This is a genomic window from Kocuria sp. CCUG 69068, from assembly GCF_020833785.1.
Lineage (GTDB): Bacteria > Actinomycetota > Actinomycetes > Actinomycetales > Micrococcaceae > Kocuria > Kocuria rosea.
In genome coordinates this window covers 38,070-51,421 of the sequence record NZ_PDDL01000017.1, presented here as the reverse complement: position 1 = coordinate 51,421, position 13,352 = coordinate 38,070, and the positions used below count along the sequence as shown (strand labels likewise).

The following is a 13,352-nucleotide window of genomic DNA, read 5'->3' as shown; positions in this document are numbered from 1 at the left end:
GACCTGGGAGCGCACGGGCGCCGTCTACCCGCAGCTGCTGACCGCCGGCGTCCGGGTGGAGCGCTGCCACGACCTGCGGCTGTGCCAGGCGATCCTGGCCACGGCCGCCACCGCCCACGGGTCCGGCGCCGACGGCCCGCTGCCCTACGAACCGGTGCTGCCACCGCTGCCCGCCGACGAGGCGCCCGGGCTGCTCCCGCCGCCCTCCCCCGCCGAGGACCAGTCGAGCCTGTTCGACCTCCCCCGCGCCACGGGTCCCGACGCGGCCGTGCTGGTCGCCGAGCTGCGGGCACAGCTCGCCGCGGTGGCCGGCGCGGTGGACGCCCGCCGTCTGACCCTGCTGCTGGCCGCGGAGTCCCAGGGCGCGCTGATCGCCGCGGAGATGCAGCACGCCGGGGTGCCCTGGCGGGAGGACGTCCACCGGGCCCTGCTGGAGGACGCCCTGGGCCCCGAGCCGGCGCCCGGGGAGCGCCCCCCGCGGATGGAGGAGACCGTGGCCCGGCTGCGGGAGACGCTGCACGCGCCGGGGCTGAACCCGGACTCCCCGCAGGAGCTGCTCAAGGCGATGCGGGCGGCGGGGATCGACGTGACGAGCACCCGGCAGTGGGAGCTCGTCGAGTGGGCGCGGGCCGTGCCCGGCCTGGCGGCCCGGCGCCAGGCCCTGATCGAGCCCGTCCTGGAGCACAAGAAGCAGGCGCGGCTGCTCAGCGCCAACGGGTGGCACTGGCTGGCCACGTGGGTGCGGGACGGCCGCTTCCGCCCGGAGTACGTGGTGGGCGGGGTGGTCACCGGCCGCTGGTCGGCCCGCGGCGGGGGCGCCCTGCAGATCCCGCACGTGGTGCGGGACGCCGTGCGGGCGGATCCCGGGCGCGTGCTCGTGGTGGCGGACGCGGCCCAGCTCGAGCCGCGCGTGCTGGCGGCGCTGGCCCACGACGACGCCCTGGCCGCCGCGTCCCGCGGCAGGGACCTCTACCAGGCCATCGCCGACCTCGGCGAGGAGCGGGGCTCGGAGCTGACCGAGCGCCCCCAGGCGAAGGTGGCCATGCTGGGCGCGATGTACGGGGCCACCACGGGCCAGTCGGGCCGGCTCATGCCGCACCTGGCGCGGATGTTCCCCCGCGCCGTGGACTACGTGGAGCAGGCCGCCCGGGTGGGTGAGACGGGCGGACAGGTCCGCACGCACCTGGGCCGCTGGTCCCCGCTGCCGGGCCCGGCGTGGGACGCGGCGCAGCGGGACACCGCCACCGAGGAGGCCGAGCGGCGCGCCGGGGCGATGGCCCGAGGGCAGGGCCGGTTCACCCGCAACTTCGTGGTCCAGGGCACGGCCGCCGAGTGGGCCGTGTGCTGGATGGGCGCCATCCGCTCGGCGCTGGCGCGGGAGGCGGTCGACGCCGAGCTCGTGTTCTTCCTGCACGACGAGGTCGTGCTGCACTGCGCGCGGGAGGACGCCGAGCGGGCCGCCGGGCTGGTCCGCGAGTGCGCGGAGCGGGCGGCCCGGCTGGTGTTCGGGCGCATCCCGGTGGAGTTCCCCGTCAGCGTGGCCGTGGTGGAGTCCTACGCGGACGCCAAGTAGGCCGCCCCGGCCCGGGTCACAGCAGGGGCCTCAGCACAGGTCCCGGTAGGGGGCGCCGGTCACGTGCCGGCGCCACTCGTCCTCCGTGATCGGGTCGCCCCGGTTGGCGCAGACCGCCTCGACCGCGTCCTCGGCCCGGACCAGCCAGCTGCGCACCACGCCGTCGTCGCCGGTGGCGACCAGCCGGTCCCCCACGAACCGCACGTCGTTCATCCGGTCGCCGGAGGCGGACAGGGCCGCGTAGACGTCGAGGTCCGCGGCGCCCACGGTCCACATCCACACGAACTTGTCGCCGGAGGCCCCGGCCAGCAGGGTGCCGTCCGCGGAGAACTGCAGGCCCTTGACGGAGGACAGGGCGTCCGAGGTCTCGCCCACGGGGTGGGGGTCGGACGGGTCCGCGACGTCCCAGAGCCGCACCCGGCCCGCCTCCGTGCCCACGGCCAGGAGGTCGGCCACCGGGGAGAACGCGATCGAGGTGGCCACGGAGTCGAGGGCCAGCCCCGCGGCCCGCCGCGGGGCGGCGGGGTCGGACACGTCCCACAGCTCCACGCCGTTGGTGTCGTCCGCCGCGGCGAACAGGGTGCCGTCCGCGTCGAACCGGGCGGCCTCCGAGCCGGGGACGGGGATCGTGGCCACCCGCCGGAGCGGCGCCTCGGGGCCGCGGCGCAGGAGGGCGATCTCGGAGCCCACCTCGGACCACGCCGCGATCGTGCCGGCGTCCGTCGTGACGTCGGCGCCCGTGATGCCCGCCTCGATGGCCGCGGCGCGCTCCGGCTCCTCCGGGCGGCCCCCGTCCAGGGGCCACACGAGGACGTCCCCGTCCTCGGTGCCCCCCGCGATGAGCGACGCGTCGGGGGCCACGGCCCCCGCGTACCAGAGGGTCTCCCCGGGCGGGGCCTCCGGGGGCGGCAGCGGCCGGGGGTCCTCGCCCGAGAGGTCGAAGAGGGACACGACGTCGGGGCCGACGCCGACGGCGCTCAGCACGGTGTGCTGCCGGTCCACGGAGAGCTGGTACACGGGCTCGCCCTGCCGGTGGATGACGGGCCCGCGCCGGTCCCACGCGCGGGTGGTGCCGTCCTGGGAGGTGGTGAGCACCCGCTCGCCCACGCGCAGCGCGCTGGTGACCCGGGCGGCGGTGGGGAGGGAGTCGATGCGGGCGAGGTCGGAGAGCCGGTGCACGTAGGCGTTCTGGTCGAAGCTGGCGGCCACGACGGCCTCGCCGTCCGGGGTGAAGGAGACGTCGCTGATCCAGCTGCCGAAGTCCGTGAGCGTCCCGGAGCGGGAGACCCGCTCCCCCTCGACGTCGTAGAGGCGCAGCTCGCGGGCGCTCAGCCCGGCGGCGAGGCGCGCGCCGTCGTCGGCGAGGTCCAGGGCCCGGACGACCCGCCCGGTCGGGACCGGGTCGAGGCGCTGCGCGCGGGCGCCGTCGGTGGCGTACCGGGTGATCTCCCCGGACGTCCCGCCCGCGTAGACCGTTCCGTCGGGGGCGGCCGCCAGGGCCAGGACGTCTGCGTCCTCCCCCAGCGCCAGGGCCGGCAGCGGCGCGGGGGCCCCGGGGTCCTCGATCGACCAGCGCAGCACCTCGCCCCGCCCCCCGGCCAGCAGCTGCCGTCCGTCGGGCGAGAGGACGACCGCGTTGACCGGTGTCCCCGCCCCCACGTCGAGCCCGGCCAGCCGCCGGGCCGGCGCCCCGGTGACGTCCCACAGGCTCACGTGCCCGAGCCCGCCCACCGCCGCGAGCACCCGCCCGTCCACCGCCAGGAGGTCCACGTCGCTCAGTCCGGGGGCGCCGTCGACCACGGCGAGGTCCTCCCGGTTCTCGGCGAGCCGGTCGCTGTCCCGCCACACGGACAGCAGGCCGTCCCCGGCGGCGCGCGCGACGACGGAGCCGTCGTCCAGCGCCGCGAGCCGGGACGCGCCGTCCGGGCCGAGCCACCGCTCCGGGGCGTTCACCGCGGTGGCGTCGATCAGGGCCGAGGTGCCCTCCCGGGTGGGGGCCATCCGGTAGGCCGCGAGGCTCAGCTGCGAGGCGAGGTTGGGCGACTCGCCCCGGATCCGGGAGGCCTCCAGCGCGGTCTGGCGGGAGAGCGCCTCGTCGCGGGCGGTCTCCGCGACGGTCTGGAAGCGCTCCGCGCGGACGCCCAGCGCCCCGGCCACCACGGCCGCGCAGACGGCCAGGGCGAGCAGGACGAGGGCCACGTGGCCGCGCCGCTCGATCTCCCGGGCGCTGCGCTTCTGCCGCTCCAGGGCGTCCTCGTAGTGGCGCTCGCTCTCCGCCAGGTACTCGCGCTCGGCCGGGCTCAGGAGCGCCTGCTGGCGCGGGTCCCCGGTCCAGTCCCGGAAGGAGGCGAGCTGGCCCAGCGGGATCAGGGCGAGGGGGTCGCGGTCGTTGGCGAGCCACATCTGGGTGGCCCGCTGCAGCTGCTGGCGGACGTAGAGGTCGCGGCGGCTGTCCTCGATCCAGCGGCTGAGCCGGGACCAGTGGTCCAGCAGGGCCTCGTGGCTGAGCTGGATCTCGTCCCGGTCGATGGTCAGCAGCCGGGCGCGGGCGAACTCCTCGACCACGGCCGCCCCGCCCTCCGGCAGCTCCTCCCGGAGCACCGGGGTGCGCACGACCGTGGCGGAGGTCCCGGTGCCGACCACGCGCACGAGCCGCAGGAACACCGCGCGGGCCACCTCCCGCTCGCGCGGGCCCAGCCGGGCGTGCACCTCCTCGGCCCGCCGCTCCACGGCCTCCGTGATGCCGCCCGCCGCGTGGTAGTCGGCCACCGTCAGCTCGCGGGTGCGGGCGTGCTCCCAGGTGCCGAGCATCGCCTGGGAGAGCATCGGCAGCAGGCCCACGCCGGCCTCCGTGCCGCGGGGGGCGACGTCCCGCAGGATCACCCCGACCAGGTCCGGGGAGACGCGGGCGCCGACGGCCTCGGCGGGGCCCACCACGATCCGTTCCAGCTGCTCGCGGGTCAGCGCGCCCAGCAGCACCGGGCGCTCCAGGGCGGTGCGCAGCTCGGCGTGCCGACTCGCGGTGCCGAAGAAGTCCGCCCGCAGGCCGACCACGACCACCCGGTCCCGGCTCGCCGCGGCGAGCCGGTCCAGGAACCGCCCGGGCTCCTCGGCCTCCCGGGCGCCCGTCCAGAGCTCCTCCAGCTGGTCGACGACGAGCAGGTCCGGAGCCGCCGCGACGGCGTCCTCGAGCCGGCGCACCGGGTCGAGGCCCGGGGTCGTGGCCACGGCGCTCCACCCGTGCAGGGGCCCGCCCTCGGCCCGCAGCCGGCCGAGGAGCCCGGCGCCCAGCAGCGAGGACTTGCCCGCGCCGGAGGCTCCCACCACGGCCAGGATGCGGGGCCCGCCGGCGTCCGCCAGCCGCACCACCCGCTCGCCGAGCACGGCGACCTCGGCGGTCCGGCCGAAGAAGTGCGTCTCGTCCTCGGGGCGGTAGGAGCGCAGGCCCACGTACGGGGTGGAGTCCGGCCTGACCGGGGTGCGGGAACGGTTGACGTCCTCCCACCACAGCTCCGCGGGGCGCTCGTCCGTGAGCCCGAGGGCGTCCAGCAGGGCCGTGAACTCCTCGCGCAGGGCCGGGCCGGGCAGGTGCGCCCCGCTGAGCCAGCCCTGGATGGTGCTGGCCGGCAGCCGGCAGGAGGCCGCGAGCGCCCGGACCGACAGGCCGCGGCGGCGGCGCGCGGCGCTGAGCTGCTCGGCGAGCCGGGGCCGCTCGGGGCCGGGCGGGGGCGAGGCCACCGGGAGCCTCCTCGGGGGGTCGTGGGCACGGGGGACCCTGGAATGGTAAGTCCGCTTGCCGCGGCGCCGGCAATGTTGCGCCCGGGGCGGCGTCATGCCCCCGGGCGTGCTACAGCGGTGCGGGCAGGTCCCGGCCGGTGTCCCAGGGCACGGCCCAGCCCAGCGCCGTGAGCACCCGGTCCAGGAGCACTCCGGTGAACCCCCAGACGGTCACGGTGGACGCGGTGCCGGGCACGGGGACCGTGAAGGCGGGCGAGCGGTAGGTCTGCCGGCCGCGCGTGACGGTCGCGGAGTGCCGGTTGGCCGGGTCGATGAGATCCAGCACGGGGACGCGGAACACGAGGGAGGACTCGGCGTGGTCCACGACGTCCACCGGCGAGACGTCCCGCCACCAGCCCAGCACCGGGGTGACGAGGTGGTTGGAGACCGGCAGGGGCACCGGGGCCAGGGCGCCGAGCACCTCCACCCCGTGCGGGTCCAGCCCGGTCTCCTCCTCTGCCTCGCGGACGGCCGCGCGCACGTGGGCGGCGCTGACCTCGCCGCCGGGCACGGACAGCACCTCGTGCAGGTCCCCGTCCTCGGGGTCCAGGCGCCCGCCCGGGAAGGCGACCTGGCCGGGGTGGGAGCGCAGCGTCGCGGCCCGCTGGACCAGGAGGACGTCGAGGTCCCGGCCCACGCCCTCCGCGTGCTCGGCGGCGCGCGAGGGCAGGTCGTCGAGCGCGCCGAAGAGGATGAGCACGGCCGAGCGGCGGTAGTTCTCGTCGATCTGCCCGATCCGCCACGGCTCGCGGTCCTCCATCCGCAGCTGCCGGCCGCTGCGGGCCACGCGCAGCAGGTCCTGGTAGGCGTCGCCCACGGGCCGTCCTCCTCGGTGGTCGCGTCGTCGGTGGTCGGTGCCGCTCACGAGCTCAGGGACCAGCCGTCGGCCTGCAGCTGGGCCCGGCTGCGCCCGGCGAGGAACAGCTCCAGCAGCTCCTCCCGGCCCGGGGCGAACTCGTACTTGAGCAGGGCCGCCGCCTGGGCGGTGTCCGTGGGGCCCTCGCCGTAGGACGGGCACAGGTCCGCGACGGGGCACACCCCGCACGCGGGCCGCCGGGAGTGGCAGATGCGCCGCCCGTGGTAGACGAGCCGCTGGGACAGGTCGGTCCAGTCGCGGGGCGCGAACAGGGCGGCGACGTCCCGCTCGACCTTGACCGGGTCCTCCTCCGCGGTCCAGCCGAAGCGGCGGGCGAGCCGGCCGAAGTGGGTGTCCACGGTGATCCCGGGGATCCCGAAGGCGTTGCCGAGCACCACGTTGGCGGTCTTGCGGCCCACGCCGGGCAGGGTGACGAGGTCCTCCAGCCGCCCGGGCACCTCGCCGTCGTGGTCGTCCACGATCTTCTGGGCCAGGGTCCGGATGGCCCGGGTCTTGGCCCGGTAGAAGCCGAGCGGGCGGATGATCTCCTGGATCTCGGCCTCGTCCGCCTCGGCGAGCGCCCGCGGCGTGGGACAGGCGGCGAAGAGCCGCGGCGTGGTCGCGTTCACGCGCACGTCGGTGGTCTGGGCGGAGAGCACCGTGGCCACGAGCAGCTCGTACGGGGAGCGGAAGTCCAGCTCGGCGACCGCGTACGGGTAGGCCTCCGCGAGCACCGCGTTGATCCGGCGGGCCCGCCGCTTGAGCGCCAGCGGGGACTCGGGGGAGCCCGTCCGGCGGCGCCGTGCGGCGCCGGCGCGCGCCTTCGCGGGGTCCACGACGCGCAGGTGGGCGGGCGGGCGGGGCACGGCAGTCGGGACCATGCCCCGATTCTAGGCGGCGCGCCCGGAGGGGTTCCGTGACTCGGTGCGGCGTGGCCCCTGTGGAACCGGGTGCACCGATCGTCTAGGGTGAAAACGACACTATGTGAGCTGTGACACGGACGTCCGGTGCCGCCGGGGGTCCGTGCGCGGTGTGCGACGAGAAGGGAAGACCACATGGCTTCAGAGACCACGTCCGCCGAGGGCAGGACCTTCGCCCCGAGCCCGGAGTTCGCGGCCCAGGCCAATGCCACCGCCGAGCTCTACCGCCAGGCGGAGGAGGAGGGCGTCGACTTCTGGGGCCGCCAGGCACGGGAGCTGCTGACCTGGAACAAGGAGTTCACCGAGGTCCTCGACTGGTCGAACCCCCCGTTCGCCAAGTGGTTCCAGGACGGCACCCTCAACGCGTGCTACAACGCCGTGGACCGCCACGTGGAGGCCGGCAACGGGGACCGGGTCGCCATCCACTTCGAGGGTGAGCCCGGCGACAGCCGCAGCTACACCTACGCCCAGCTCAAGGACGAGGTGTCGAAGGCCGCCAACGCCATGGAGAGCCTCGGCGTGACCAAGGGCGACCGCGTGGCCCTCTACCTGCCGATGATCGCCGAGGCGGTCATCGCGATGCTGGCCTGCGCCCGCATCGGCGCGATCCACTCCGTGGTCTTCGGCGGGTTCTCCGCCGACGCGCTGCGCTCGCGCGTCGAGGACGGCGAGGCGAAGCTCGTGGTCACCGCGGACGGGACCTTCCGCCGCGGCAAGCCCTCCATGCTCAAGCCGGCCGTCGACGACGCCCTCTCCCGCGGCGGCGCCACCGTGGAGCACGTCCTCGTGGTCCGCCGCAACGAGGCCGACATCGAGATGACCGAGGGCCGGGACGTGTGGTGGCACGACGCCGTCGAGGCCGCCTCCCCGGAGCACACCCCGTCCGAGCAGGGCGCCGAGGACCCGCTGTTCATCCTCTACACCTCCGGGACCACCGGCAAGCCCAAGGGCATCATGCACACCACGGGCGGCTACCTCACCCAGGGTGCCTTCACCCACAAGAACGTCTTCGACCTCAAGCCGGAGACGGACGTCTACTGGTGCACCGCCGACGTCGGGTGGGTCACCGGCCACTCCTACGTCGCCTACGCCCCCCTCGTCAACGGCTCCACCCAGGTGATCTACGAGGGCACCCCGGACTCCCCGCACCGCGGCCGGTTCTGGGAGATCGTGCAGAAGTACGGTGTGACGATCATGTACACCTCCCCCACCGCGATCCGCACCATGATGAAGTGGGGCGAGGAGATCCCGGCGGAGTACGACCTCTCGTCCCTGCGGGTGCTCGGCACCGTGGGCGAGGCCATCAACCCCGAGGCGTGGACCTGGTTCCACCGGGTCATCGGCGGCGGCCGCTGCCCGATCGTCGACACCTGGTGGCAGACCGAGACCGGCGCCATCATGATCTCCCAGCTGCCGGGCGTGACGACCGCCAAGCCGGGCTCCGCGCAGGTGCCGATCCCCGGCATCAAGGTCGACGTCGTGGACGACACCGGGCAGTCCGTGCCCAACGAGACCTCGGGCTTCCTGGTGCTGCGCGAGCCGTGGCCCGCGATGCTGCGGACCATCTGGGGCGACGACGACCGCTACGTGGACACGTACTGGTCCCGGTTCGGCGAGATGTACTTCGCCGGCGACGGCGCCAAGCGCGACGCCGACGGGGACGTGTGGATCCTCGGGCGCGTCGACGACGTCATGAACGTCTCCGGCCACCGCCTGTCCACCCCGGAGATCGAGTCCGCGCTCGTGTCCCACCCGTCCGTGGCCGAGGCCGCGGTGGTGGGCGCCACGGACGAGACCACCGGCCAGGCCGTGATCGCATTCGTCATCCTCTCCGACCAGGCCGACGCCGAGGGCCGGGACAAGACCGAGCTGGCCGAGGAGATGCGGGCCCACGTGGGCAAGGAGATCTCCCCGATCGCCAAGCCCAAGAAGGTGCTCATCGTCCCCGAGCTGCCCAAGACCCGGTCCGGGAAGATCATGCGCCGGCTGCTCAAGGACGTGGCGGAGGACCGGGAGGTCGGCGACGTCTCGACCCTCGCGGACCAGACCGTGATGCAGCAGATCGTGGACTCGCTCGCCAAGTAGTCCGCGCCCCAGCTCCGCAGCGCCCCCTCGCCCCTGCCGTGCGAGGGGGCGCTGCGGCGTCCGGGGGCCGCGCCCGGACCGGCGGGCGCCGGAGTGAGAGGATGCGGGCATGACCAGCACGCGCAGACCGATCTACGTCCTCAACGGCCCCAACCTCAACCTGCTCGGCGTCCGGCGCCCGGAGGTGTACGGCACCACGACGCTCGCGGACATCGAGGAGGCCGTGCGCGCCCGGGCCGCCGCGGGCGGGTGGGACGTCGAGTTCCACCAGTCCAACCACGAGGGCGTCCTGGTGGACCGGATCCAGGAGGCCCGCACGGAGGGCGCGGCGATCGTGATCAACCCCGCGGCCTTCACGCACTACTCGATCGCGATCCACGACGCGCTCGAGGCGGCGGAGCTGCCCGTGGTGGAGGTGCACCTGTCCAACGTGCACCGGCGCGAGGCGTTCCGGCACACGTCCTACGTGTCCCTGCAGGCGGACGTGGTGATCGCCGGGGCGGGGGCCTTCGGCTACGAGATGGCGGTCGAGCACCTGCTGCGGACCCTGGAGCGGTAGCCGCTCAGGCGGCGCAGGAGCCGGAGTCCACGGCCTGGGTGGCGCCCGCGGCGGCGCCCAGCGCCCCGCGCAGCTCGTCCAGGGTGAGGGCGTAGCCGACCTGCCCCTCGAGGGCCTTGGCGAAGACGACGCCGACGACGGAGCCGTCCTGCGCCACGAGCGGGCCGCCGGAGTTGCCCTGCTGCACCTGACCGGCCAGCTGGATGATCTCCATCGTCCCACCGGTCCCCTCCACGGGCGCGAGCGCGGTGCCCTGCACGGTGGCGGGCCCGGCGGCGAACGGCCCGCCCAGGGGGTAGCCCATGAAGGCGACCGAGTCCCCGGCCGCGGGGTCCGCCCCGAGCGGCAGCGCGGCCAGCGGCAGGGACGGCGCGGAGAGGACGGCGAGGTCGGAGCCCGGGTCGTAGTGGACGACGGCGGCGGCGTGCACCTGCCCGTCCCGGGTCTGCACCACCGGCTCGTCCACCCCGGCCACCACGTGCGCGTTGGTCACCACCTGCCCGGCGTCGGTCACGAAGCCCGAGCCGGTCTGGTTCTGGCGGCACTCCACCGCCATGCCGTAGACCTGCACCACGGACTCCCCGGCCGCCTGCAGCGCGGGCGTGCTCGTGCTCTCGTCGGGGGCCTCCTCGGCGGGGAAGAGCAGCTCGTCGAGCTGACGGATGCCGGTGGCCCCGCCCACGGCGTCCCGGGCCTCGGTCACCGCGGCGCGCACCGGTCCCGGGGTGTGCTCGTCGATCGTGCGCAGCACGGTCGAGGACGCCACCTGCTGGGACACGGCCGGGATGCCCAGCTGGCCGACGAGCGAGGCGAGCAGCGAGAGCACGAGCGCGGCGACGGCCACGTCGAGGGCCGCCCCCGCGATCCGGTTGAGCGCGCCCAGGCGCATGCGCTCGGTCACGGCGGACAGGGCGCGGCCCACCAGCCCGCCCAGCATCTGCCCCGCCACCAGCAGGACCAGCACCGTGGCGAGCACGGCGCCCACGCGGTACTGCGGGTCCACCTGCGCGCTCACCCACGGGGCGGCCGAGAACGCCGCCACCCCGCCGAACACGAGCCCGGCCAGGGAGAACAGGGAGTTGAAGAAGCCGCGGCTGAACCCGTAGAAGAGGTAGCCCAGGAGCACGACGGCCAGGAGGACGTCGAGCAGGTTGAAGGACGGAGACATCGGGTTCCTCTGCGAGTTCTTCGGGGCCGGGAGCCGGGGAGCGAGCCACCAGCATAGGGAGCGCGGCTGGGAGATCCGTGGAGCGGGCCTGCCGCCCCGCCCTGGCCCGCCGCGCCCGTCCTTGGGATTCGCGGGCCGGAGACACTACAGTGAACGTCAGGTACGTTAGGTCGCTCACACACCGGTGCGGGCGACTCCCGCTGACATCGGCCGCCACGGGCAACGGCCCGGCGGCACATCTTGAGGAGAACCATGGATATCGACGTCCTCCGCCGCGCTCCCCTGTTCGCGTCCCTGGACGACCAGGCCTTCGCCGCCCTCACCGAGGAGCTCACCGAGGTCGACCTCTCGCGCGGCTCCACGCTGTTCCACGAGGGCGATCCGGGCGACCAGCTGTACTTCATCATCTCGGGCAAGATCAAGCTCGGCCGCACCGCCCCGGACGGCCGCGAGAGCCTCGTGGCGATCATGGGCCCGGGCGAGCTGTTCGGCGAGATGGCGCTGTTCGACCCGAGCCCGCGCTCCACGTCCGCGACCGCCGTGTCCGAGACGCGCCTGGCCGGGCTCAAGCACGAGAACCTCAAGAAGGTCATCGAGCGCTCCCCCGACGTCTCCGCGCAGCTGCTGCAGGCCCTGGCCCGCCGGCTGCGGCGCACCAACGAGAGCCTCGCCGACCTGGTCTTCTCCGACGTGCCCGGCCGGGTGGCGAAGGCGCTGCTGGACCTGGCCGACCGGTTCGGCCGGCCCGCCACCGACGGCATCCTCGTGGCGCACGAGCTCACCCAGGAGGAGCTGGCCCAGCTCGTCGGCGCGTCCCGCGAGACCGTGAACAAGGCGCTGGCCGAGTTCGTCCAGCGCGGCTGGATCCGGCTCGAGGCGCGCGCCGTGGTGATCCTCGACCTGCAGCGGCTCAAGCAGCGCAGCCGCTGAGTCCTGCCCCCGCATCGGGACGGCCCGGTCACCCTCGCGGGTGACCGGGCCGTCCGCGTGTGCGGGCACGGAGGCGGCTCAGGTCAGGTCGAGGCGCAGCACGGGCCGGCCGTCGTGCACCTCGAGCACCGGGTTGCGGGCCACCACGGCCCGCTTCCTGGCCAGGAAGGCGATCGCCGAGGTGCACTCGGCGACCGACTCGAGCACGCACTGCACGCCGGGCGAGGAGAGGTCGTCGATCGTGCGGCCCACGGTGTCCTCCTGCCCCACGAGGTCCCCGAGCCAGCTGCCCGCCGGATCGGCCACGGCCTGCGCGGCGTCCACCCAGCGGCCCCAGACGCCCTTCGACTCGAGCACGGACGGGGCCTGCCCATCGGGGACCACCGCGGTGAAGTAGTGGATGTCGTACCGGCGGTGGGCGAAGTCGGAGGTGATCCAGTGCGCGAGGGGCTTGAGCAGGTCGGAGCGCAGCACGAGCCGGCGCCGGCCGAGGACCTGGGCGAGGGACACGTCCCCCACGGCGAGCGCCTCCCGGGAGCGCATCCACTCGGCGCCCTCCACCGACTCGACGGTGCTCATCGTGTCCGACCCGGCCAGCAGGACGCCGGCCTCCTCGAACGCCTTGCGCACCGCGGCGACCACGGTGCGCCGCGCCCGGCCGAGGTCGTCCTCGACGCCGAGCCTGCGCGCCCAGTCCGCGGGGCTGGGCCCGGCCCAGTCGAGGGGCTCGTCGTCGTGGGGCTCGAGGGTCCCGCCGGGGAACCCGACGGTGCCGAGCGGTGAGTTGCCCGGGCGGTACTTGAGGTAGGTCTCCACGCCGTGCTCGCCGTCCCGCACGAAGACCACCGCGGCGGCCGGTGAGGGCGCGCTGCCGGGGATGCCGGCACCCCGCTCGAGCCAGGCCTGCGCGGCCCCGCGCTGGCCCTCCGGGATCTCGAACCAGCGCACGGCCGGCGGACGGCCCTGCCGCGGGGGCTGCGAATCAGCGGAACTCGGCAACGAGCTCCACCTCGACCGGCGCGTCGAGCGGCAGGACCGCGACGCCCACCGCGGAGCGGGCGTGCACCCCGGCGTCGCCGAAGATCCGGCCCAGCAGCTCGGAGGCGCCGTTGATCACGCCGGGCTGGCCGGTGAAGCCGGGATCGGAGGCCACGAAGCCGACGACCTTCACGATCCGGACCACCCGGTCCAGGTCCCCGACGGCCTCCTTGACCGCGGCCACGGCGTTGAGGGCGGCGCGGGCCGCGAGCTCGTGGGCGTCCTCGGGGGAGACGGTGCCCGCCGCCCCGGACGCGGACACCTTGCCGGTGGCGGGCAGCTGCCCGTCCACGAAGGGCAGCTGGCCCGAGGTGTGCACCCACGAGCCGGTGACCACGGCGGGCACGTAGGCGGCCACGGGGGCCGCGACGGCCGGGAGCTCGAGGCCGAGCTCGGCGATGCGGGATTCGACGGCGGAGCCGTTGCTCATGGAAGTCCTCCGGTGT

General features: G+C 75.2%; 10 protein-coding genes. 4 read left to right on the top strand and 6 right to left on the bottom strand.

Going from position 1 to position 13,352, the window contains the following annotated elements; all coding sequences use genetic code 11:
* Positions 1-1,573 (top strand): bifunctional 3'-5' exonuclease/DNA polymerase (locus tag CRM73_RS05515; RefSeq protein ID WP_229587079.1); only part of this gene is annotated, 1,573 nt, incomplete at its 5' end.
* A 30-nt stretch (positions 1,574-1,603) separates the two neighbouring features.
* On the opposite strand, the gene CRM73_RS05510 is transcribed toward CRM73_RS05515, so the two are convergent.
* The 3 genes from CRM73_RS05510 to nth all read right to left on the bottom strand — a co-directional run bounded on the left by CRM73_RS05510 (position 1,604) and on the right by nth (position 7,087).
* Positions 1,604-5,311 (bottom strand): helix-turn-helix domain-containing protein, encoded by a 3,708-nt coding sequence (locus CRM73_RS05510; protein WP_229587078.1) that lies wholly within the window; start codon positions 5,309-5,311, stop codon positions 1,604-1,606.
* 109 nt (positions 5,312-5,420) lie between these two features.
* On the bottom strand, positions 5,421-6,110 hold the full coding sequence (locus tag CRM73_RS05505; RefSeq protein WP_081615713.1) for a CoA pyrophosphatase: 690 nt from the start codon (positions 6,108-6,110) through the stop codon (positions 5,421-5,423).
* Between the two features lie 101 nt (positions 6,111-6,211).
* A complete protein-coding gene (gene nth / locus CRM73_RS05500) occupies positions 6,212-7,087 on the bottom strand; it encodes an endonuclease III (protein WP_229587077.1) in 876 nt (291 codons plus the stop codon).
* 174 nt (positions 7,088-7,261) lie between these two features.
* Here nth and acs point away from each other — a divergent pair, with 174 nt between their 5' ends.
* Entirely contained in the window at positions 7,262-9,211 is a 1,950-nt protein-coding gene (gene acs / locus CRM73_RS05495; RefSeq protein ID WP_035925083.1) for an acetate--CoA ligase, read from the top strand.
* A gap of 109 nt (positions 9,212-9,320) precedes the next feature.
* Positions 9,321-9,770 carry a type II 3-dehydroquinate dehydratase gene (gene aroQ, locus CRM73_RS05490; RefSeq protein WP_229587076.1) on the top strand — a complete coding sequence of 150 codons (450 nt, stop codon included), beginning with the start codon at positions 9,321-9,323 and terminating at the stop codon, positions 9,768-9,770.
* A 4-nt stretch (positions 9,771-9,774) separates the two neighbouring features.
* Here the strand turns inward: aroQ and CRM73_RS05485 are convergent, their stop codons facing one another.
* A complete protein-coding gene (locus tag CRM73_RS05485; RefSeq protein WP_229587075.1) occupies positions 9,775-10,938 on the bottom strand; it encodes a MarP family serine protease in 1,164 nt (387 codons plus the stop codon).
* Positions 10,939-11,190: 252 nt separating this feature from the next.
* Between CRM73_RS05485 and CRM73_RS05480 the strand changes: the two genes are divergently transcribed.
* Positions 11,191-11,868: a Crp/Fnr family transcriptional regulator gene (locus CRM73_RS05480; protein ID WP_017832519.1), complete on the top strand. Its 678-nt coding sequence runs from the start codon at positions 11,191-11,193 to the stop codon at positions 11,866-11,868.
* A 78-nt stretch (positions 11,869-11,946) separates the two neighbouring features.
* Here CRM73_RS05480 and CRM73_RS05475 read toward each other — a convergent pair whose 3' ends face one another.
* Both CRM73_RS05475 and CRM73_RS05470 read right to left on the bottom strand, forming a co-directional pair.
* Positions 11,947-12,867 carry an NUDIX hydrolase gene (locus CRM73_RS05475; protein WP_229587074.1) on the bottom strand — a complete coding sequence of 307 codons (921 nt, stop codon included), beginning with the start codon at positions 12,865-12,867 and terminating at the stop codon, positions 11,947-11,949.
* On the bottom strand, positions 12,851-13,336 hold the full coding sequence (locus CRM73_RS05470; RefSeq protein ID WP_109243634.1) for a RidA family protein: 486 nt from the start codon (positions 13,334-13,336) through the stop codon (positions 12,851-12,853). Before CRM73_RS05470 ends, CRM73_RS05475 begins: the two co-directional genes overlap by 17 nt.
* Between the last annotated feature and the right edge of the window lie 16 nt (positions 13,337-13,352).

What these genes read in the sequence shown, in the direction of transcription:
- CRM73_RS05505 (WP_081615713.1), bottom strand. Translation starts at nt 6,110, where the DNA reads ATGGAGGACCGCGAGCCGTGGCGGATCGGGCAGATCGACGAGAACTAC.
- nth (WP_229587077.1), bottom strand. Translation starts at nt 7,087, where the DNA reads ATGGTCCCGACTGCCGTGCCCCGCCCGCCCGCCCACCTGCGCGTCGTG.
- acs (WP_035925083.1), top strand. Translation starts at nt 7,262, where the DNA reads ATGGCTTCAGAGACCACGTCCGCCGAGGGCAGGACCTTCGCCCCGAGC.
- aroQ (WP_229587076.1), top strand. Translation starts at nt 9,321, where the DNA reads ATGACCAGCACGCGCAGACCGATCTACGTCCTCAACGGCCCCAACCTC.
- CRM73_RS05485 (WP_229587075.1), bottom strand. Translation starts at nt 10,938, where the DNA reads ATGTCTCCGTCCTTCAACCTGCTCGACGTCCTCCTGGCCGTCGTGCTC.
- CRM73_RS05480 (WP_017832519.1), top strand. Translation starts at nt 11,191, where the DNA reads ATGGATATCGACGTCCTCCGCCGCGCTCCCCTGTTCGCGTCCCTGGAC.
- CRM73_RS05470 (WP_109243634.1), bottom strand. Translation starts at nt 13,336, where the DNA reads ATGAGCAACGGCTCCGCCGTCGAATCCCGCATCGCCGAGCTCGGCCTC.